At 44.9% G+C, this 24,561-nt stretch carries 7 protein-coding genes; 2 read left to right on the top strand and 5 right to left on the bottom strand.

Features of this window, described 5'->3' with window-relative positions; translation table 11 throughout:
- Nucleotides 1–64 precede the first annotated feature (64 nt).
- Nucleotides 65–466, top strand: coding sequence for a hypothetical protein (locus CK797_RS07405; protein WP_104689124.1), 402 nt, complete (start codon nucleotides 65–67; stop codon nucleotides 464–466).
- Between the two features lie 73 nt (nucleotides 467–539).
- Here the strand turns inward: CK797_RS07405 and pyrR are convergent, their stop codons facing one another.
- From pyrR to CK797_RS07380, 5 genes are all read right to left on the bottom strand, one after another.
- A complete protein-coding gene (gene pyrR / locus CK797_RS07400; protein WP_104689123.1) occupies nucleotides 540–1,076 on the bottom strand; it encodes a bifunctional pyr operon transcriptional regulator/uracil phosphoribosyltransferase PyrR in 537 nt (178 codons plus the stop codon).
- A gap of 153 nt (nucleotides 1,077–1,229) precedes the next feature.
- The gene (locus CK797_RS07395; RefSeq protein ID WP_104689122.1) at nucleotides 1,230–2,030 is read right to left on the bottom strand and encodes a hypothetical protein; all 801 of its coding nucleotides are present in this window, start codon (nucleotides 2,028–2,030) and stop codon (nucleotides 1,230–1,232) included.
- Between the two features lie 193 nt (nucleotides 2,031–2,223).
- Nucleotides 2,224–14,916, bottom strand: a complete 12,693-nt coding sequence (locus CK797_RS07390; RefSeq protein WP_104689121.1) for a mucin-binding protein — start codon at nucleotides 14,914–14,916, stop codon at nucleotides 2,224–2,226.
- 936 nt (nucleotides 14,917–15,852) lie between these two features.
- The gene (locus tag CK797_RS07385) at nucleotides 15,853–21,465 is read right to left on the bottom strand and encodes a mucin-binding protein (RefSeq protein WP_104689120.1); all 5,613 of its coding nucleotides are present in this window, start codon (nucleotides 21,463–21,465) and stop codon (nucleotides 15,853–15,855) included.
- Nucleotides 21,466–21,935: 470 nt separating this feature from the next.
- The gene (locus CK797_RS07380) at nucleotides 21,936–23,225 is read right to left on the bottom strand and encodes an adenylosuccinate synthase (RefSeq protein WP_104689119.1); all 1,290 of its coding nucleotides are present in this window, start codon (nucleotides 23,223–23,225) and stop codon (nucleotides 21,936–21,938) included.
- A gap of 197 nt (nucleotides 23,226–23,422) precedes the next feature.
- Here CK797_RS07380 and CK797_RS07375 point away from each other — a divergent pair, with 197 nt between their 5' ends.
- A complete protein-coding gene (locus tag CK797_RS07375) occupies nucleotides 23,423–24,397 on the top strand; it encodes a GMP reductase (RefSeq protein WP_104689118.1) in 975 nt (324 codons plus the stop codon).
- The last annotated feature ends 164 nt before the right edge of the window (nucleotides 24,398–24,561 follow it).

Raw genomic sequence — 24,561 nt, 5'->3', positions numbered from 1 at the left:
ATATGTGGGAGGAAACGGCCGAGTGTGTTATTATCATTATTATATAGAAAGAAGTGGCAGAGATATGCAAAACCCATTTGGCAATAACAATAATAATGACCAAAACCCGTTTAACCTCAATAATCTCCCCTTACCACCAAACTACGCCAAGATTGTTAACAACCAGGGTGATCTGCGCATCGCCAAGGTTGGCTTCTCATGGACAACCCTCTGGTTCGGCCCCATCCCGGCTCTCTTCCGGGGAGATTACTACAATTTTCTTCTAATGATCGTTCTGGACATGGACTATGTCCTCGTAACGATGTTTTTCGGCTGGAATCAGTTGCTTGAGTTTCCGTGGCCGTCAATTGCATTCGGCTTTTTCTACAACATGATGTACTTCAAGCACCTGTTCAACAAGGGCTACCACCCCGCCGACCAACGATCACGTGAGCTATTGGCCCGGGCCCGATATTGGAAAGAATAACACATGAATATGAAGAAACGACGCTGATTTTGACAATTATCAAAATCAGCGTCGTTATTTTACTTATATTTAATTATTTATGATCAATCGTGACGTCTTCGTGGCCGTCGTACTCCTCAACCGCCACATGGACCGTCTCGTTCATGGCCGTCGGAATGTTCTTGCCGACGAAATCAGGCCGGATTGGCAGTTCCCGGTGTCCCCGGTCAACCAGAACAGCCAAGGAGATCCGTTTTGGCCGCCCCATGTCCATCAGAGCGTCCAGGGCGGCGCGAACCGTCCGCCCAGTGAAGAGCACGTCATCAACCAGGATAACGTGCTTATCGGTGATATCGATGTCCAACTGGTCGGTATTGACTGTGGGCTCACGGTGGTGGTCTGGTACATGACGGTCATCCCGATAGAGGGAGACATCGAGAGCCGCAACCGGCACACTAACGTTTTCCAGCTGATTAAGCCGCTTGGCCAGACGTTTGGCCAGGTAAACACCCCGGGTCTTAATACCAACAAAGACCAGGTTCTCGACCCCCTTGTTCTGTTCGATAATCTCGTAGGTAATCCGGGTCAGTGCCCGCTGCATGCTTGAACCATCAACGACTTCATGTGCCATGTTCGCCACTCCTCTTTCTTTTTCAAAAAGCCCTTCTTTAATTACCATAAAGAAGAGCTGTCATCTTTCTGCCGCCCCTTGATGGCCTCACGGAACCATATTAAAGGTAATTATATTCATTCTACGGGGCAAAACGACCCCTGTCAAACCCTGCTATTCCGCAAACTTATCCATCCAATTCTGAACCATGCTGCTGATGTTGTTCCAGATGTCTTTGAAACCACTCTGGTTCTTCAGGTCGTTGACAATCTGGACCCCGTTATCTGGGTTCTGACGTACCTGTTCAACCACGTTGGTGACTTGGTTTAGACGGTTCTTAGTGTTGTCGTTTTGAACCTGGCTGGTTAGCTGCTGGTTCTGATTCTCAATCTTGTCCAGACGCTGGTTGAGGGCTTCCTGGTCCTTGTCATGCTGGTACTGTTTAACAGCCCCACGGAGCTCAGCCACCTGATTGGCCAGCTTCTGATTATCACCACTCAGCTTGGACACGCTGCTGGAATTGTTAGCAATCTGGCTGCTCTGCTGAGCATTATTGGCTGCCTGATCCTGCTGCTGGCGTCGATGACTCGACCAGCCCCACAGCAGGCAGATAATTACGATCACCGCAAGCAGACCCCAAAGCCAGCCACGCTTTTTCCTCGGTGCCGGGGTTGGATTCGTCGGTTGCGTCGGCTGACTCGGCATGGTCGGCTGCGTCCGCATCGGCCGCACGTTCAGGGTCACACTTGTTTGAGCGGTCTGGCCGGTGGCATCCATCACGCTGATAACCACCGGATACTCTCCCTGCTGGTCGATATTAACCTGGGTAAGGTTAAACAGGGCCTTATCCGTTAAATCTGCACCATCGTTACCGGTCACATGGACTCCGAGCTGGCGTTTAAGATCTTCCTGATTAATCGTCTGTCCCAGCGGCCAATCAAGATACTGCCGCACAGTGGTTATTGTCAATGCCATTGTTATTTCCCCTATCTTCCGTTTTCCTTAATTGTACCACTGCTATTTACCTCTCCCAATAAAAAAACGACTCATGATCAACTGATCATAAGTCGCTTTCACTCGGCATCAATAATCCTAAACTATCAATTATGGTTTAGGGGGTCAACTTTACATTAAAATTTAGGATCTATCAGTGCCAAGATTTCATACTCTATTCATGACGCTTCTTCATACCAGCGAGACCTCCAGCAAGTGCCAAACCCATCAGGCCAAGAGAAGCAGCGGAAACAGCATCTTGATTACCTGTCTGTGGCAATCTGGTACTATTCTGTCGAGCTGGCCGTTGCGATACAGGAGTGCCCCGGTGAAGGTTAACCTGCTGTGTAGTCGGAACAGTCTTAAGCGTTTTTGTCTGTGGTGCTGGCTTGGTCGACGGGCTTGTTGGTTTGTTCGTCGGCTGTGTTGGACTCGTCGGACTTGTTGGCTTATTTGTCGGCTGCGTTGGGCTCGTCGGGCTTGTTGGCTTATTTGTCGGCTGCGTTGGACTCGTCGGACTCGTTGGCTTGTTCGTCGGCTGCGTTGGACTCGTCGGTTGCTGGTTGACGTAATAGTAAACAACGTGCGTCAATCTGTCTCCATGATCAATCCGCTCAGAAGGAACACTGATTTGATCAGGGGCGTAGTTGGTATCCTCAGCCGCTGGTGTCGTAACCACATCCGTCAATTGAGTTGGACTCCAAGTCAGCTGCGGCTGACCATCCTTTAAAATCGGCTCTCCAGTAACCGCATCGACAATCTCCGTAGCCGTGAAGTGATAGGTCGTTGCCTTGGTTGGCGCAGCTGTCTGCCCCTTCTTCGGACCATTGCCATAAACGTAGGTAATTATCTGAGTAGCGTCCCCAGCCGTGGTGTCCTTAACTGGCACCGTCTTTTGGCCGTGAACCAGGTAAATTGTGACATTCTGGGCACCAGTCCCGAAGTTATCCGGCAGTAAATCGTAACCGAGGCCATTAACCTTGGTCGTGTCCAGTTGATAGCCCTTGTTCAACCAACTATTCCGAATCTGATCGTACTTGAATGCTACACTATTTGGAATCAGACCATTCGTATCACCCTTGGCTAGGCCTTGATGATCAACCAACGTCTTGTTAGCTGTGCCGTCAACTACCGTATAAGTCAGCGGTTGTTGGTTAGCACTGTAGTAAACGTTGATGACCACGTCTTGACTATCCGGATTAACGTTTGTAGCTCCAGCCTTAGTATGATCAGCCGTGTAACCAGTGATCTTCGGGCTTACTACATCTTGGAAGCTGCCGTTATCCGGCGTCCACTTGATGTCGCCAACCATTTTACCGGTGACCTCATCCTTACTCTGAGTTCCCGTAAAGTTAATGGCTTGGGCGTGGTGAGCTGGAGCGGCAACCTGGTTATTACTCTTATAGAGGTAATTAATTGTTTCCCCAACTTGCTTAGTCGATGTAACATCGTCCAGCTTATGTGTCAGGTAGACATAGTAATCCTGATCCGTCTGGGAGTCGTCATCAAACGTTCCTTGTTTTGTTGCTGGATCCAAAGCCTGTGCAAGCTGATAACCCGCACCAGCGTAGTTCCACAGTGCGTTGGTATAACTTTCTCCAGCCTCACCCTTCAAGTTCTGCTCGTGGTTAATCAACTCGTTACCATCGGTTGGCTGATAACCATTCTTGGCGGCTTTAATGCCGTTGACATCAATGTAGTGAACGTGGACGTTCTGGTCACCAACATAGTAGCGAACAACGTGGTTTAGCTTATCGCCATGGTTGATCCGCTCAGCTGGAACACTGGTTTGATCAGGGACGTAGTTGGTGTCCTCAGCCGCTGGTGTCATAACTGCATCCGTCAGTTGAACTGGACTCCAAGTTAATTGCGGCTGGCCATCCCTTAAAATCGGCTCTCCAGTAACCGCATCGACAACCTCCGTAGCCGTGAAGTGGTAGGTCGTTGCCTTGGTTGGTGCAGCCGTCTGCCCCTTCTTTGGACCATTGCCATAGACGTAGGTAATCGTTTGAGTAGCGTCCCCAGCCGCGGTATCCTTAACCGATACCGTCTTTTGGCCGTGAACCAGGTAAATTATGACATTCTGGGCACCAGTCCCGAAGTTATCCGGCAAGAAGTCATATCCGAGACCATTGGCCTTAGTTGTATCTAACTGGTAGCCTTTCGCAAGCCAGCCGTTCCGAATCTGATCGTACTTAGAGGCCACACTATTTGGAATCAGACTATTGGTATTACCCTTAGCTAGGTCTTGATGATCAACCAACGTCTTGTTAGCTGTGCTGTCAACTACCGTATAAGTCAGCGGTTGTTGATCAGCCTTGTAGTAAACATTGATAACAACGTTTTGACTAGTTGGCATAACGGTTTTTGCCCCAGCCTTAGCATGATCAGCTGTGTAACCAGTGATCTTCGGGCTTTCCACATCTTGGAAGTCACTAGTAGTTGGCGTCCACTTGATATCGCCAACCATTTCACCAGTAACTTTGTCTTTACTCTGAGTTCCAGTGAAGATGATGTTCTTGGCATGATAAGCCGGAACCGCGGACTGGTGATTACTCTTGTAAAGGTAGTTGATTATCTCGCCAACTTGCTTAGTGGTCTTAATGGTATCAAGGTCATGCGTTAGGTAAACGTAATAGTTTTGATCCGTCTTAGAATCACCGTCGAAACTTCCGGCCGTAGCACCTGAATCTTTTTGGACAAGCTTATAGCCAAAGTCACCATAGTCCCAAAGTACATTGGTGTACTTAGCACCAGCTTCACCCTTCAGGCTCTGCAAGTGACTGGTTAATTCGTTACCGTCAGCCGATTGATACCCGTCTTTACCCACTTTAACGCCATTAACGTCAATGTAGTGAACGTGGATGTTCTGGTCACCAATATAGTAGTGAATAACATGGGTCAGCTTATCGCCATGATTGATCCGCTCAGCTGGAATACTGGTTTGATCAGGGGTGTAATTAGTGTCCTCAGCCGTTGGTGTCGTAACCACATCCGTCAGTTGAGTTGGACTCCAGGTTACTTGCGGCTGGCCATCCTTTAAAATCGGCTTTCCAGTAACCGCATCAACAATTTCCGTTGCCGTGAAGTGGTAAGTCGTTGCCTTGGTTGGTGCAGCTGTCTGTCCCTTCTTTGGGCCATTACCATAAATGTAGGTAATCGTTTGAGTAGCATTACCAGCTGTAGCGTCCTTAACCGGTACCGTCTTTTGACCATGAACCAGATAAACTGTGACGTTTTGGGCGCCAATACTAAAGTTATCTGGCAGGAAGTCATATCCGAGACCATTAGCCTTGGTTGTATCTAACTGGTAACCCTTAGCAAGCCAGCCATTCCGAATCTGATCGTACTTAGAGGCCACACTATTTGGAATCAGACTATTGGTATTACCCTTAGCTAGGTCTTGATGATCTTCCAAAGTCTTACCGATCGTATCATCAATGACTGTGTAGGTCAGTGGTTGCTGGTCAGCTTTGTAGTAAACATTGATAACAATATTTCGACTGGCTGGAGTAACAGTTGCGGCCCCAGCCTTAGTATGATCAGCCGTGTAACCAGTGATCTTTGGGCTTACTACATCCTGGAAGTTGCCATTAGCTGGTGTCCACTTAATATTACCTACTCGTTTATCAGTAACCTTGTCGTGATGCTGGGTTCCCGTGAAGGTAATGTTGTGAACTTGGCTTGGTGCAGCTGGTCGATTGCTGTCAGCGTACAAGTAGCTGATTATCTCCTCGACAGTCTTAGTCGTTGTAACGTTATCCAGCTCATGCTTCAGGTAGACATAGTAATCCTGGTCTATCTGAGAATCATCATCAAATGTTCCTTGTTCCGCTGCCGGATCCAATGCTTGAGCAAGTTTATAGCTCGAGCCAGCGTAATTCCACAGTGTGTTGGTATAACTTTCCCCAGCTTCACCCTTCAGGCTTTGTAGATGATTGGTCAACTCATTACCATCGGTTGGTTGATAACCATTCTTGCCGGCTTTAATACCATTAACATCAATGTAGTGAATATGAACATTTTGGCTACCGACAAAGTAAGGAATGATAATTTCGATCGGTTGACTATTATGACTAATTAGCTGACCTGGAACTATCGTCTGTTTTGGTACGTAATCGCGATCATAAGCTGTTGGGCTCTCAACGACATCTGTATGTTGATCAGGGCTCCAAGTCAGCTGCGGCTGGCCATCCTTAAGAATTGGATCACCAGTGATAGCATCGACAATTTCCGTAGCGGTGAAGTGATACGTCTTTTCATAATTCTTGGCAGCCAGCTGGCCCTTCTTAGGACCATTGCCATAAACATAATGGATTGTCTCCGTAATATCCGCGGTATCCTTAGCAGGAGCTGTCTTTTGACCATGAATTAAGTAAATTGTTACGTTTTGTGGAGCCGTACCAAAGGTATTTGGAAGAATATCATAGCCGAGGCCGCTTGCTTTAGCCGTATCCAACTGGTAGCCCTTGTTTATCCAGTTGTTCCGAATCTGTTCATATTCAGTAGTTATGCTACCTGGAATCAGGCTGTTGGTATCACCCTTGGCCAAGTCTTGATGATCTTCCAAAGTCTTGCCAGTCATATCATCAACGACTGTGTACGTCAGCGGCTGTTGGTCAGCCTTGTAGTAAACGTTGATAACAACGTCTTGACTATCTGGATTAACGCTTGCAGCTCCAGCCTGAAGCTTGTCAGCCGTGTAACCCTTGATCTTCGGGCTTGCCACATCTTGGAAGTCACTAGTGGTTGGTGTCCACTTGATGTCGCCAACCATTTTACCGGTGACCTCGTCCTTACTCTGAGTTCCCGTGAAGGTGATATCTTTGGCGTGGTAAGCCGGAGCGGCAACTTGACTATTACTCTTATAAAGGTAATTAATTGTTTCCCCAACTTGCTTAGTCGTCGTAACCTTGTCTAACTCGTGTGTCAGGTAGACATAGTAATCTTGATCCGTCTGGGAATCATCATCAAACGTTCCTTGTTCCGTTGCTGGGTCCAGAGCTTGCGCAAGCTTATAATTCGAGCCAACGTAGTTCCACAACGTATTGCTGTAATGATCGCCAGCTTCACCTTTCAGATTCTGTTCATGATTAGTTAGTTCAACACCATCAGTTGATTGGTAACTGCCAGTTCCGACTTTGACGCCATTAACATCAATGTAGTGAATATGAACATTCTGATTCCCAACATAATAAGGAATGATAATTTCGATCGGCTGACTGTTGTGACTGATTAGTTGACCTGGGACCATCGTCTGCTCTGGCGTGTAGTTACGGTCATAAGCTACTGGACTCTCAACAGCATCAGTATGTTGATCGGCGCTCCAAGTAAGTTGTGGCTGACCATCCTTTAGAATTGGGTCACCAGTGATAGCATCGACAATTTCCGTAGCGGTGAAGTGATACGTCTTTTCATAATCCTTGGCAGCCGGCTGGCCCTTCTTAGGACCATTTCCGTAAACATAATGAATTATCTCCGTAATGTCTGCGGTATCCTTAGCAGGAGCTGTCTTTTGACCATGAATTAAGTAAACTGTGACATTCTGAGCACCAGTACCGAAGTTATCTGGCAGGAAATCGTAACCGAGACCATTAGCTTTGCTTAGGTCCAGCCGGTAGCCCTTGGCAAGCCAAATGTTTCGAATCTGATCGTACTTGGAGGCCACACTATTTGGAATCAGGCTATTGGTATTACCTTTGGCCAGGCCTTGATGATCTTCCAAAGTCTTGCCCGTCGTATCATCAATGACTGTGTAGGTCAGCGGTTGTTGATCAGCACTGTAGTAAACATTAATGACCACGTCTTGACTCTTTGGCGTAACAGTTACGGCTCCCGCCTGAAGTTGATCAGCTGTATAACCCGTGATCTTCGGGCTTGCCACATCTTTAAATTTATCATTAGCCGATTCCCACGTAATATCGCCAATCAAATCACCAGTAACCTTGTCCTTATGCTGGCTTCCTGTGAAGGTGATTGCAGGGGCTTGATAACTTGGTGCAGCTGGCCGATCGCTATCGGTGTACAAGTAGTTAATTGTTTCATTGACGGTCTTAGTTGTTGGAACCTTGTCTAGCTCATGTGTCAGGTAGACATAGTAATCCTGATCCGTCTGGGAGTCATCATCAAATGTCCCGTGTTTTGTTGCTGGATCCAAGGCCTGCGCTAGCTGATAACCCGCACCCGCGTAGTTCCACAGTGTATTAGTGTAACTTTCTCCAGCTTCACCCTTCAAGTTCTGCTCGTGGTTAATCAACTCATTACCATCGGTTGGCTGGTAGCCTTTCTTACCAGCCTTGATATTATTAACGTCAATGTAGTGAACATGGACGTTCTGATTACCAACATAGTAGTGAACAACGTGGGTCAGCTTATCGCCATGGTTGATCCGCTCAGCTGGAACACTGGTTTGATCAGGGACGTAGTTGGTGTCCTCAGCCGCTGGTGTCGTAATCGCATCCGTCAGTTGAGTTGGACTCCAAGTTAATTGCGGCTGGCCATCCTTTAAAATCGGTTCTCCAGTAACCGCATCGACAATCTCCGTAGCCGTGAAGTGATAGGTCGTTGCCTTGGTTGGTGCAGCCGACTGTCCTTCCTTTGGACCATTGCCATAAACATAGGTAATCGTTTGAGTAGCATCGCCAGCTGTAGTGTCCTTAACTGGCACCGTCTTTTGGCCGTGAACTAGGTAAATTGTGACGTTCTGGGCATCAGTACCAAAGTTGTCCGGCAGGAAATCATAACCAAGGCCATTAACCTTGGTCGTGTCCAGTTGATAGCCCTTGTTCAACCAACTATTCCGAATCTGATCGTACTTGAAGACCACACTATTTGGAATCAGGCTGTTCGTATCACCCTTGGCCAAGTCTTGATGGTCTTCCAAAGTCTTGCCCGTTGTATCATCAATGACTGTGTAGGTCAACGGTTGTTGGTCAGCCTTGTAGTAAACATTGATAACAACGTTTTGACTAGTTGGCATAACGGTTTTTGCCCCAGCCTTAGCATGATCAGCTGTGTAACCAGTGATCTGCGGGCTTGTTACATCTTGGAAATTGCCCTTAGCTGGCGTCCACTTGATATCGCCAACCATTTCACCAGTAACTTTGTCTTTACTCTGAGTTCCCGTGAAGGTGATATCGTGAGCTTGATAGCTTGGTGCAGCCAGCCGATTACTATCGGCGTACAAGTAGTTGATTGTTTCCTTAACAGTCTTAGTCGTTTTAACATTATCCAACCCATGTTTCAGGTAGACGTAGTAGTTCTGATCCATCTGGGAGTCATCATCAAACGTCCCGTGTTTTACTGCTGGATCCAAGGCCTGTGCAAGCTCATAGCCAGCACTAGCGTAGTTCCACAGCGCGTTGGTGTAACTTTCCCCAGCGGCACCGCGCAGACTTTGCAGATGGTTAGCTAACTCGTTACCATCAGTTGGCTGATAACCATTCTTGCCAGCTGGTACATTATTAACGTCAATGTAGTGAACATGAACGTTCTGATCACCAACATAGTAGCGAACAACGTGGGTCAGCTTGTCACCATGGTTGATCCGCTCAGCCGGAACACTGGTTTGATCAGGAGTGTAGCTGGTATCTTCAGCCGCTGGTGTCGTAACTGCATCCGTCAGTTGAGTTGGACTCCAGGTTACTTGCGGCTGGCCATCCTTTAAAATCGGCTCTCCAGTAACCGCATCGACAATCTCCGTAGCCGTGAAGTGGTAGGTCGTTGCCTTGGTTGGTGCAGCCGTCTGTCCTTCCTTTGGACCATTGCCATAGACGTAGGTAATCGTTTGAGTAGCGTCACCAGCTGTGGTGTCCTTAACCGGCACCGTCTTTTGGCCGTGAACCAGGTAAATTGTGACATTCTGGGCATCTGTACCAAAGTTATCCGGCAGGAAATCATAACCGAGGCCATTAACCTTGGTCGTGTCCAGTTGATAGCCCTTGTTCAACCAACTATTCCGAATCTGATCGTACTTGGAGGCCACACTATTTGGAATCAGGCTGTTCGTATCACCCTTGGCCAATTCTTGACGATCTTCCAAAGTCTTGCCCGTCGTATCATCAATGACTGTGTAGGTCAACGGTTGTTGGTCAGCGCTGTAGTAAACGTTGATGACCACGTCTTGACTGGTTGGCTTAACAGTTGTGGCACCTGCCTGAAGTTGATCAGCCTCATAACCAGTGATCTGCGGGCTTTCCACATTTTGGAAGTCGCTAGTAGCTGGCGTCCACTTGATGTCGCCAACCATTTCACCGGTGACCTCATCCTTGCTCTGAGTTCCCGTAAAGTTAATGGCTTGGGCGTGGTGAGCTGGAGCAGCAATTTGATTATTATTCTTATAAAGGTAATTAATCGTTTCCCCAACTTGCTTAGTCGATGTAACATCGTCCAGCTTATGTGTCAGGTAGACGTAGTAGTTCTGATCCATCTGGGAGTCGTCATCAAACGTTCCGTGTTTTGTTGCTGGATCCAAAGCCTGTGCAAGCTGATAACCCGCACCAGCGTAGTTCCACAGTGCGTTGGTATAACTTTCTCCAGCCTCACCCTTCAAGTTCTGCTCGTGGTTAATCAACTCGTTACCATCGGTTGGCTGATAACCATTCTTACCAGCTGGTACATTATTGACGTCAATGTAGTGAACATGAACGTTCTGATTACCAATATAGTAGCGAACAACGTGGTTTAGCTTATCGCCATGGTTGATCCGCTCAGCTGGAATATTAGTTTGATCAGGAGTGTAATTGGTGTCCGTAGCCGCTGGTGTCGTAACCACATCCGTCAATTGAGTTGGACTCCAAGTCAGCTGCGGCTGGCCATCCTTAAGAATTGGATCACCAGTAACCGCATCGACAATTTCCGTAGCCGTGAAGTGGTAGGTCGTTGCCTTGGTTGGTGCAGCCGTCTGTCCTTCCTTTGGACCATTGCCATAAATGTAGGTAATCGTTTGAGTAGCGTCACCAGCTGTAGTGTCCTTAACCGGTACTGTCTTTTGGCCGTGAACCAAGTAAATCGTGACATTCTGGGCACCAGTCCCGAAGTTGTCCGGCAGTAAATCGTAACCAAGGCCATTAACCTTGGTCGTGTCCAGCTGGTAGCCCTTATTCAACCAACTATTCCGAATCTGATCGTACTTGAATGCTACACTATTTGGAATCAGGCTGTTGGTATCACCATTAGCCAAGTTTTGGGAATTAACTAACGTCTTATCAGCTGTGTCGTCAACCACCGTATAGGTCAACGGTTGTTGGTCAGCACTGTAGTAAACGTTGATGATCACATCTTGACTATCTGGATTAACAGTTGTGGCACCTGCCTGAAGCTGGTCAGCCGTGTAACCAGTGATCTGCGGGCTTTCCACATTTTGGAAGTCACTAGTAGCTGGTGTCCACTTGATGTCGCCAACCATTTCATCGGTGACCTCATCCTTGCTCTGAGTTCCCGTGAAGCTAATGGCTTTGGCGTGGTGAGCTGGAGCGGCAATTTGATTATTATTCTTGTAGAGATAATTAATCGTTTCCCTAACTTGCTTAGTCGATGTAACATCGTCCAGCTTATGTGTCAGGTAGACATAGTAATCCTGATCCGACTGGGAGTCATCATCAAATGTCCCGTGTTTTGCTGCTGGATCTGGATCTTGAGCGAGCTGATAACCCGCACCAGCGTAGTTCCACAGCGTGTTACTGTAATGATCGCCAGCTTCACCCTTCAAGTTCTGCTCGTGGTTAATTAACTCGTTACCATCAGTTGGCTGATAACCATTCTTGCCAGCTGGTACATTATTGACGTCAATATAGTGAACATGAACGTTCTGATCACCAACATAATAATAAACAGTAATTTTAATTGGCTGACTATCATGGCTGATCAATTGTCCTGGAACCATTATCTGTTCTGGCGTGTAGTTACGGTCATAAGCTACTGGACTCTCAACGGCATCAGCATGCTGATCAGAGCTCCAAGTAAGCTGCGGCTGACCATTTATCAGAATTGGGTCACCAGTGATGGCATCCACAATTTCTGTAGCCGTGAAGTGATACGTCTTTTCATAATCCTTGGCAGCTGGCTGACCTTTCTTAGGACCATTTCCATAAACATAATGGATTGTCTCCGTAATGTCCGCTGTATCCTTAGCAGGAACTGTCTTTTGACCATGAATTAAGTAAACCGTGACATTCTGGGCACCAGTCCCGAAGTTATCCGGTAGGAAATCGTAACCGAGACCATTAGCTTCGTTCAAATCCAGCTGGTAACCCTTGGCAATCCAGCCGTTCCGAATTTGGTCGTACTTGGAGGCCACACTATTAGGAATCAGGCTATTAGTATCACCCTTGGCCAAATCTTGATGATCTTCCAACGTTTTACCCGTCGTATCATCAATGACTGTGTAGGTTAGCGGTTGCTGGTCAGCCTTGTAGTAAACATTGATAACCACGTTTTGACTATCTGGATTAACAGTTATGGCACCTGCCTGAAGCTGGTCAGCCGTGTAACCCTTGATCTTCGGGCTTTCCACATTTTGAAAGTCGCTAGTAGTTGGTGTCCACTTGATGTCGCCAACCGTTTCTCCTGTGACCTCGTCCTTACTCTGGGTTCCCGTAAAGGTGATATCTTTGGCGTGATAAACTGATGCAGCTGGCCATTTACTACCTGCATACAAGTAATTGATTGTCTCTTTGACAGTCTTAGACTTCGAGACTGTATCATAGGCATGCTTCATATGTATAACAATATTTTGTACATCATCGGTAGCAGTATTGTAATTAGCAATTATATAATCGTTAAGCCCTGCTTTATCGTCTACTCCCGGCTTAAGTTTTACAGCATTCCCACTTGCACTAGCAAAGACGTAATGACGTTTTTTTAATAGTGCAATCGTTTTTACCGGATTAGTGGTAAAGGTAATTGCCTGCCCAGCTTTACCTTGGAGGCCATCTTCATCATAGTAACCATAATCAATTGGTTGGCCTCCTTCACTATCATCGACATATTTCAAAGTTGCCTTCTGCAGGTGCATCAAGTTAATTGTAATAACATTCTTTTCAACCTGATCAGTAAACTCTTTTGAAATAATCTGAGAATTGCGATTTATCGCACTGTTATCATCAGCGAGTATATACCCGCCACCCTTAGTGGAAAGATAGTCATCTAACTGTTTCTGCGCTGTCGATAGATCCATCATTGTACCAACCATGCCATTAAGGTTATCGACTTTCAGCGGCTGCGGCTTCTGTGGATCAGTCACATCAACAAACTTAACTTGACCAGTCGTATGTTCATTAACGACTGGCATGTAAAGAAAACCAATTGATCCATCACTAGACCCACCAACTACATAGGACCAAATACTATCTAATTGCCCTTGATAGTTTGGGTCAATCATCCGAGAAGCTAACAATACCTTACCATCATATGTGGGATAAATACCTACTAAGGCAACCGGCTTATTATAGTCCCGCTGTCCAGTCTGACTATAGCCAAAAATTGGTAAAACCTGACTAGAGCATTCATAAACTCCATTATATAAGGAAGGATCAGCAATCTTATTAAGTGTCTCATCTGCCGAGTCACTTGTTTTTACAACCCTATTGCCAAAATACGAAGACAACAAGTCGTCACTATCGATAGCCACTTTTTCGTTAGTTGTCAAATTAACGAATTCTTCCTGTCCGGTATCATTTCCGCTAGAGACCTGAACCCACTGGGCCTTCTTTCCTTGGGCTGCGTCAGCCATTAGGTTAACCACATGTTGAAGCTGTTCCTCATTTAAAAGATCACCGCTATGATTAATCGGATCAACGTATAAATTAACAGTTTCATCGTTTGGCAAGCCACTCAAATCATAAGTTCCATCGGCCTTAAGTTTAACCCCATCACCAGTCGAAAGGGTCCCCAAATTCACAAAAGGCTTATAATAATCCTTTGGTAAATTATTAAACACGAAATTATCTTTAGGATAGGAATACGACATACCAGCCTTAGTCTGGGCCTGCATGAGTTCTGCTGGTCCATTAATTGAAAGTGGACCAGCAGTTAGAAGGTAGGCATTAGAATCATTGATCTGATATTGGTCCGTCCACATTCCATCAGTTAGCTTAATTGGGTGCTTGTCCAATTGCTGCTGAAAGGAATTTATACTTTTGCCCATACCATCTCCAGATATGTCGACAAAGACGGCGGTGTTAGCCGACTTATCAACCAATGTGTTTGGATCAAAGCTTGAGATAACCTGATTATGGTTATTTCGATAAATGATTTCCCCTGGATTGTCCGTTGTACTTGTAAGCTGCCAATCCTTATTATTTAGTATCTGGTTACTATGAGGGTCTAACTTAATAACATCATATTTACCGGTTGCTGCGTTATATTTATAAGGAATTTTTATGTAGTTTTCCCCTTGATAGGCGGTTCCTTCATTATAACTGTATAGGATAACTGACCCAGCATTTGTAGTCGGATCCGACGGGGTCGTTGATCTTTCACTCTGGTCTTGTGCAACAACAGGTTGATTTACTTGATTTGATGCAACTGTATTGGTCGAATCAGCTGATGAAGACGACGTAGTAGTGTTAGCATCACTTGTAGCTGGTTGTGAAGCTGCCGAATTATGGGTAGCTACATCTGTATGTAAGGGAACGACACTATTGGTAACTGCCGGCTGTGATGCAGTCGTTTTCGCAGCATCACTGGTCGTACTACCGTTATCGTCAATCGTTGCTGCATCGGCAATCATATTGTTGGCACCAAAATACATCGTAGTTCCCAGTAAAACAGAAACAACCCCAATTCCAAGCTTCCGTAAGCCATAGTGCGGCACTTCACGCTCGGCTATCTGAGCTTGTTTCATCGCATGATTATTCTTTGAAACCATAAATACCAATCCCCCTAAACTTTAGCACTCCACATCATGGTTAATTTTAAAGTAGCTTCATGATTAGAATGACTTGTTATACAATTTATATTTTATTAAAAATATTTTTTATAACAAGTAATAGATTAATGTTTTAATGGTTATATAAAAATTAGTAATCCATCAATGCACCGATAAGCCAGCTTTCCATCACGTAACAATAAATAAACTAGCAATTTTAATTATTAATTAAATATGATTATTTTTTCATACGTTTAATTTGCTTGTCGATACTGCTTTTGTTCTCGCTATTGTAGTAATAGTCGTCCCCATTTCAACTATCAACCATTTATTTTTTATTACTAATGAAAAAACACTTTGCCTATTTAGCGATAACTAATCATATAAAAAACACCGAGAAAACTGTATGATTTGAATTGCCTTAAAATACGTTGGAATTTTGTTTATTAAATTGCACTTTATAATTTTACTCAGGGTCTTTATATGCCTCATCTTCAGACTCACATTTTCACCATCAAAAGTTTAATGGCGTATTAGGATACCAATTCGTTAGTAGTTCTATTGGCAAACCTTGTAATATGCCCATCCCAAGCCAAGAGACTCGACTTAAGATAGAACACATCTGGTCATTTCTCTATACATATCTATATAGACAGATAACTATAGACAAAATTTTCATTTGATTTATCGGCAATGAAGAATCACTGTATTAACCAGGTGATGCTTGAGAAACTAATCGATCATCAACCATAAAGGTTACACAAGATCAATATAATTGATGTCTACTTAATCCATACAAAAAACGGCTCACGATCAAAATTAATCGTGAGCCGTTTTCACTCGACACTGATAATCCTAAATCATCGATCATAAAGTTTTAGGAGTCTGTTTGTTTTAAGACTTAGGAAGCTAATCAATGCCAAGCATCAATACTATTCATAACGTTTTTTTCATACCAGCGAGACCTCCAGCAAGTGCCAGACCCATCAGGCCAAGAGAAGCAGCAGAAATGGCCTCTTGATTACCTGTCTGTGGCAACTTGGTGCTATTCTGTTGAGCTGACCGTTGCGATGCGGGAAGACCATGGTACCGGCTAACCAGCTGTGCAGTTGGAACAGCCTTAAGCGTGTTTGTCTGTGGTACTGGCTTTATCATCGGACTCGTCGGGCTTGTCGGCTTCTTCGTCGGCTGCGTTGGACTCGTCGGATTTGTTGGCTTGTTCGTCGGTTGTGTTGGACTCGTCGGTTGAACAGCCTTGCTATAAGCAACCGTAATATCAATATCCTTGGAGTTCTGGTCAATGCCAGGGATTTCCTTAACATTGCCTTGACCGTCATCGTAACCCTCTTGAACCTTGGAGGTATAGCCATTGATCGTCGGGGTTACGACCGTTGCAAACTGATTACCACTTTGAGCAATCCAGGTAACGTTCTCGGTCTGGTCCTTGAGTTCATTGCCACTAGCATACGTCCACTTCTTCGTGACACTATCATAGTAGGCCGTTCCATTAAAGAATAATTTAGCGGTCTTAGCGGCAGGAGTCTGCTCACCAGCACCTTCGTAGTGAATCGTTTCAGTAACCGTCTTAGTCAAGTCGTCGCGATTCAAACCGTTGCCTGGCTTGTCTGGTGTTACCGGAATGATCTGGTGTTCAACATAGATCGTGACATGTTGGTCACTCTTGGCAACCGTTGTCGGGATCGTAACTTCTGGATTGATAATCTTGTAACCTGCGTCTTTAAGATCCTTAAGTGTCCCTGTCTTGTCATAGTTAAATTCAGTTCCAACCTTTTGGACGCCACTCTGCTTACCATACTCCGTTAGGTCTTGATCAGTCGTAACGTCGTGAACCGTAACCTCAATTGTCCCTTGATCCACTGGTGATGGCTTCTGATCATTCTTAGTGTAGATAACGGTGACAACATAACTATTACCCTGTTGTGGTGCAGCAAAGTGAACATTCTTCATATTTGGCTGATAATTCTGAACTTCAGGCGACTCAACATCAGCAAAGGATGATTTATCTGGTGTCCAAGTGCCAGCCTTAACCGTCTTACCTGTGACCTGATCAACCTGATCAGTCTTCGTCCAGGTAATTGTTTGAACTGGGCTGTCAGCAGGTGCCTTAGTACCATCGGCCATAATGTAATGAACATGAGCCGTTGATGTGGTGGTCATCGGTTGATTCTTGATGTTGTGAACTAATTCAATAACCCACTGTTGACTAGCACCAGCCTTGTCAGCAACACTATCGTAGTTACCAAACTTGATGTCCTGGTAACCCTTAGCAGGTAAGCTCTGTCCATTGTAACTGACATCTTTCCAAATATAACCATGGCTAAGCAGATAATTAAGCTGAGACTGAGTATCGACGAAGCTAATCGGAGTGCCTTCCAGACCAGACTGGGTATACTTTCCAAGCTGAACAGCCTTCTTGGGCGTAACATCATTGATAATCAATTCAGCGCTTTGCTGGGTCTTAGCCGGTGCCTTCGTCAGGTAAATGGCAAACTTCTGATCACTGTTATTGGTTGCTGCGTAATTACCGAAGTTAATTGTGTCGTATGAAGTCCCGCTCAGTTTCTGGTTATTCGTAACATCTTGAGCGTGGTCGAACTTATAACCATTGTTAAGGTAAGCCTGAACGATGTTGTCAGCATTTTCAAAGCTGATCGCCGTCCCCTTAGCGCCCGTAGCACTGGTTTTGCCAACTTCTTGACCATTAGCGTAGATCGTCAGTTCAGCCTTGTGAACTTCGACTGGGTTGGCCTTGTAGTAAACCGTGGCTTCCACGTTGTCATGGCTGTAGGCAACATTCTCAATGGCCTTAATGTCGTTACCATCCGCCAGGTCACTCGGCGTGGTCTTGGCAGCATCAATCGTGTACCCATCAATCGTTGGTGACGTAACCTTCTGCAATACCGTTGGCGTGGACCATACGAAGTCGCTATCCTTAGCGGTACTGATATTCTTTTCATTCTTGAGGTCGTAGTCGTAGGCAATCTTACCATTGGCCGTACTCTTCACAGCAAGCATCTTGCCGGTAACCTTGTCGACCATCCCTTGACCAGTAAAGGTTAACGTGTTGGTGTAGTCACTTGCTACCGGTTTACCAGTTGCTTCATCAACGTAGTGGACGGTTTCAACAACCTTCCGTGTCAGATCTTTCCGACCATAAGCATTTTCAGGGTTAATCGGTGTGTAGTCGTGTTCCAAGAAGACATAGAATTCTTGGTTGACACTTGGTTTGTTATCGAACTTCCATTGACCGGCGGCAGTGTTATAGTCCGTTCCATACTTGGTTGGTTTCTGTGGATCAGTTGTTGCCTGAACAATGCTATGAACCTTATAGCCGGCCTTAGTCAATGCATCCACATTGCCTGCAGCGCCGTCAAAGGTAATTGCAGTATTGTCTTTACCAGAGACTTTGAAGGAGTTCAGTTCCTTATTACCATCAGTGATATCAATAATGTGCAGGATTGCCTTTTCAACCTGTTCCGGCTTTACATTGCTGTAAGTAACAGTAATCTTTTGAGATGGGGTATAGTATGCAACCTGTTCTTGACCAACAGAACTGACATCTACATTAGTGTAACCTAGATCCTTTGGCGCTTTAGAATCAACCTCATCAAAGGTACTGTGAATCGGTGTCCATGCATAATCACCAATAGTAACATCCACTTTACCATCATTATTGGTGTCGTAACCGAGAATCTTATCCGTTACCTTATCAATAATCGCTGTCCGGGTAAAGTGAGCACTTTGTTGATAAGTGGCTTTACCATCTGGTGCACCATTAACCGCCTTACCAGTGGTATCTTGGTAATTAATTGTCCGGATTACCGTCTTATTCAGATCATCATGACGTAGACCATCTTTGTCTTGAGGATGATTTGGCGTTACCGGTATCGTATCGTGATCATAGTAAACCTTAACCGTTTGATCTACCGGATTATCCAAGTCAGGTTGAGCTTCTTTAACAATTGAAGCATCTTGACCATCGATAAAGTGCGGCACCTTCTTGTAGCCTTTGGCAGTAAGATCCGGAGATCCTTGCTCCTTCCAGCCATTTTTATCCAACATCCAAGCGTTATTCAACTGGTAACTGTGACCATCCTCGCTTACTGTCCCATAGCCAATTACTTTACCTTGTTCATCTGTAATTTCGTCACGAGAAAGGTTAGATACTTGAGAAATCTCACTAACATTAGGGATTTCCTGACCAGTTTGGCTATCTAAGTACTTAATTGTCCGCGTTACCGTCTTAGTTTCCCGGTTTGTCTTATATGTGATTGGTGCTTTCTTGTAGACAACGTATACGTCTTCATTGACACTTTGCGTCTCAGGCATAACCGGAGTTTCTTCTTTGACAATTTCTGGAGTCTCAACATATCCAGATACAACTGGCGACGGTACTTCAATAAATTTATCTTTTGTAGACGTAATCTTCCATTCAGGCTTAGGAGTTGCCGTATTAGTAGTATCCACTACCCAATTTTTGTTAGCATCTTGCTTAGCATTGACTGGCTTATCCGTTACTTTATCAATGTAAGAGTTCCCCGTATAGATAACTTTCTGGACAACATTTGGAATTTTGTTGCCATCATTATCATGCATTACAGAACCATCATTTAAAATATAGTGAATCGTTCGCGTCGTTACCTTGGTTTGAGACTTTGGTACAACATTATGGACAAAATGCACTTCAAACACATTATTTGCTCCATCTGAATTAAAGAGCTGGTCTGGCTTGTAGTCATTGCTTACTAACTTATAGCCTTGCTTTACATAATTAGCAATTTGTTGGCTAGGATCAATTGAAAAACTAATCTTATCAGTATAGTGGCCTTCAATTTCCTCACCACCAGGTAATTGCTTGTTGAGCGTATCATCAATATAAGTAATTGAAGCTGTTGACCTTTGGGGTAATACAAACATGCCTGCGCATTCGGCGTCCCCACCACCAAGATAATTATAAATAGATGGCAATTTTCCTCTGTATCCTGGATCCATTGAAGAATACATGACTTTAAGTTCTGGAGATCCTTCGTCACTGCCTAATCCTTTGTAATATAAAATCATCCGCCCAGCATATTTTCCCGGAATCAGTTCATCATTTTCGCCTAATTCCGGAATCATTAGTACTGTAGGATTTTGAGCTGCTGTAGCGTTACCATTTTGGTAATTTTCAACTAAATTATTCAGCTCTGTAGATGTCTCGGCATTATATAGCTTAGCTAAGGTTTGGCTACCTTTATCTTCATTAGTAGCAATAAGGGTCGTATTTTGAACATCCAACCCATTAATTGATTTTTGAAGTGCTTTAGGATTATTGAATAAATTATATAATTCATCAATATCTTGCGATTTATATGTAGAATCACTATTTAAAACCAAATAGTATTGTTGACCATTACGAGTAATAGTTGGTAACCCAGTAGTTAATAACGCCTTAATATAGCTAGATGGAGCAACACAGTAACGATACCCGTACAGTGTTTTCCAATTATTTTCACTAGCTAAATCATTGTTAAAGGCCTTATCTGCTACAACGCTTGGATCAAAAATTGACCAAAAATTACCGATTTGCTCCAAATCAGAGTCTTTATAACCACTAAGGTCAATTGCCTGTTCAAACGTTTTATTATTCTTAATCGGGTTATATTGATCCATCACCGATTGAAGAACAGTTCCACCGCCATTATAAATCTGATCTTCTTGATCGGATGGAACTACTTTTAAGAATAAAGGATACTTGTGAGTTGTATCAATTTTATTTGGGTCTAGTACAGTTAACTTATGATTATACTTGTCGACAAAATAAGCTTTATATTCACCTGGCTTTTTCTCCGCAGTATTGATCTCTAGAGTATCCGCCTTAGCAATATTATCAAGATCGACTACCTTATATTTTCCAGTATTATCTTTCTCAAACTTTATTTTTACCCCATAGACTGGCGGAACATCTCTAGATTCATTTACGTCACTAAATACCGATCCCCAAGCATATTGAGTAATAGGATAAACTTCTGCATAGCCATCTGTTAATTCATCGTTAATATTATTTTGCTGAATTTCATTTTGATTATTACTAGAAATATTCGTTGTACCATCTGCCGGGGTAGACATCTGAGAATTAGGAACTTGGGATACTTGGCTAGACGACCCATTTTGGCTAGTCTGAGTGTTTGCAGACAAGCTAGAATTCTTTTCTGCATTTGCCACACTATCACTATTACTTATAGCTGAAGACGACTGACTGCTCTGAGCCGCTGAAGTTGCAGGAGTTGCCTGTGTGGCCGTATTGTTAATAGCCACAACCTTACCAGTGTTCTGCACACTCGCCCCCGTCTGGCTGGTACCGTCGTTGATGTCGCCACCACTAGTGAGCTCATCTGCGTTGGCAACTGTACTGTTGGCGCCAAGATACATCGTTGTTCCTAACAAAACAGAAACGACCCCAACCCCGAGCTTCCGCAAACCATAGTGCGGTACTTCCCGTTCGGCAATTTGGGCCCGTTTTATCATATGATTATTTTTTGAAACCATAATACCAATCCCCCTAAATCTTGGTACTCTCCGTCATAATTAGGATAAATGTTTATTTATGACGGTTTTATTCTTTATATTTTACAATTTTTATTTTAAGAAAATTTAAAAGTCATCGCAAGCGCCTTTCTATAGCATTGGTTATCAAAAGAATAACCCAACAATCAAAGCATCACCAAATATATTGATAAATCAACTGTTAGATAATCAATCAATGAAAAACAATCAAATATAATTATAAATCTAATATGATAACTTTTTCATGTATATCTCCCAAAAGTACTTTAATTAAATTAATCACTATCAAATAGGAGTATATTAAAAATCTCAATAGCAGAAATATTTTAAACTTAATTGACATAATCAAATATCAAGTATATTTATTGCACGATAAACATTAAGTCAAAAAGAGGGCACCAAGCAAGACAATTTTGTCTTGCTTGATGCCCTCTTAGCTATTCATTATCTAATTATAATTCCCATGGGTTCTTAACGATAATCGTCTGGATCCGGTCCGCACCGACGGAAACCGTCGCTAATGGTGTTTCGGACAACTCGCTGACCCGCTTCAGGTAGTTCTGGGCGTTGATCGGCAGATCCTCAAACTTCTTGACCCCGGTGATGTCCTCATCCCAGCCTGGCAATTCCTCGTAAACGGGTTCGCAACGGTCAAGTTCCTTTAGACTAGCTGGGTAGTAGTCAATCTGCTTGCCATCCAGCTTATAGGATGTACAGATCTTAACGGTCTTCAACCCAGTCAGAACATCGAGCAGGTTCAAACTGAGGCAGGACAAACCAGAAACTCGACGAGCATGACGCATGGCCACACTGTCAAACCAGCCGACCCGACGCGGCCGCCCAGTGACGGTTCCATATTCATGACCAGTCTCGCGGATCTGGTCACCGATCGAATCAGTCAGTTCAGTTGGGAACGGGCCAGCACCAACCCGGGTAGAGTAAGCCTTGCAGATGCCGACGACCGTATCAATCTTGTTTGGACCAACGCCGACCCCAGTGCAGACACCCCCGGCGATCGGGTTAGAGGCAGTGACGTATGGGTAGGTTCCTTGATCAACGTCCAGCATTACCCCTTGGGCCCCTTCAAAGAGGACCTTCTTGTCTTGATCGAGGGCATCGTTAACGATCCGTGACGTATCGGTGACATACTTTTTCAGTTCCTGACCGTATTCATAGTAGCTTTCAAAGATGTCGTCAAAGTTGAGTGGGTCAACATGGTAAAGTTTGGTGAACAGTTCGTTTTTCTCAGCCAGATTGCGTTGCAGCTTAATCTTGAAGGTATCCTTTTCGAGCAGGTCGCTCATTCGGATCCCGACCCGGGAAACCTTGTCCATATAAGTCGGGCCGATTCCGTTCTTGGTGGTGCCGACCTTATGATCACCCTTGGCCGCCTCCTGGCATTTATCGAGCAGAATGTGGTATGGGAATGTCACGTGCGACCGGCTAGAAATCCGGAGACCGGAAATATCAATCCCATTGTCTTGCAGATAGTGGAGCTCCTTCAGTAGAGCTGGTGGGTTAATGACCACGCCGTTACCGATAACGGCCAGCTTATCCTTACCGAAGATCCCAGAAGGAACCAAACGCAGGGCAAATTTCTTTCCATCAAAGGCAATAGTGTGACCGGCATTGTTACCACCCTGGGAACGGACAACAACGTCCGCGTCCTGACTGAGGTAATCGGTCATCTTCCCCTTTCCTTCATCGCCCCATTGACTACCAACAATTACAACTGATGACATTTCTTATTCACCTCATCGTTTATTTTCGTAAAAAACGCTTTTACTTCATAATCCTACCGAAAAACTCCCCCGTCGTCAATGACTTTTCCGAACTATTTTTCGAGTATCAGCAAAAATAGTCCATATTTTTATTGACGAAGGTCTGGGATAAGCGCATAATAGCTTACGGTAATTTTATGATAAAAGGAGCAATTCTTGTGCAAACGTTCGATTATGATGATATTCAGCTAATTCCTAACAAGTGCATTATTAAAAGCCGTCGGGAAGCTGACACCAGCGTGAAATTTGGACCACGGACCTTCAAAATTCCGGTTGTACCTGCCAACATGGAGAGTGTCATCAACGAGGATCTGGCCGTCTGGCTAGCGCAGAATGGCTACTACTACGTGATGCACCGTTTTCAGCCAGCAGACCGGAGCGGCTTTATCAAACGGATGCACGAGCGCGGGCTATTTGCCTCAATCTCAGTCGGCATTAAGGACGCTGAGTATGACTTCATTGACCGACTAAAAGCCGAACATTTAGTCCCAGAATACATCACGATTGATGTTGCTCACGGTCATTCGGATTTTGTCATTAAGATGATTCAGTACATCAAACGAAATTTACCAGGCAGCTTCGTTACAGCTGGCAACGTCGCCACTCCTGAGGCAGTCCGAGACCTAGAGAATTCCGGAGCCGACGCCACCAAAGTCGGGGTGGGCCCCGGCAAGGCCTGCATCACCAAACTAAAGACCGGTTTTGGGACTGGTGGCTGGCAGCTTGCGGCCATTCGTCTCTGCGCCAAGGCAGCCCGTAAGCCAATCATCGCCGACGGAGGAATCCGCCACAACGGTGACATCGCCAAGTCTGTCCGTTTCGGGGCCTCGATGGTCATGATCGGGTCGATGCTGGCCGGTCACCTGGAGTCGCCCGGTCACGTCATCACAATCGACGGCAAACGCTACAAGCAATACTGGGGCTCGGCCTCCGAGGTCCAGAAGGGCGCCTACCGAAACGTCGAGGGTAAGCAGATGCTAGTTCCGTTCCGTGGATCGATTAAGGATACTCTCCGCGAGATGCAGGAAGACCTGCAATCATCCATCTCCTACGCTGGTGGTCGCGACCTAGAGGCTATCCGTAAGGTCGACTACGTAATCGTCAAGAATTCCATTTTGAGCGGAGACTATTAAACTATAAAAACGCCAGGTATTCGGGATGGCTATAATGCCCTCTAAGTATACAGATGAAATAGAAAATTCATCTTATATACTTGGAGGGCATTTTTTGTGGATAGGAATTCAAAATATAGTACAGAAGAAAAGCTATCGATATTAAACGAATTAAGTCATTCTAG

Source organism: Limosilactobacillus pontis (assembly GCF_002940945.1).
Taxonomy (GTDB): domain Bacteria; phylum Bacillota; class Bacilli; order Lactobacillales; family Lactobacillaceae; genus Limosilactobacillus; species Limosilactobacillus pontis_A.
This window is presented reverse-complemented; position numbering and strand designations above follow the sequence as displayed.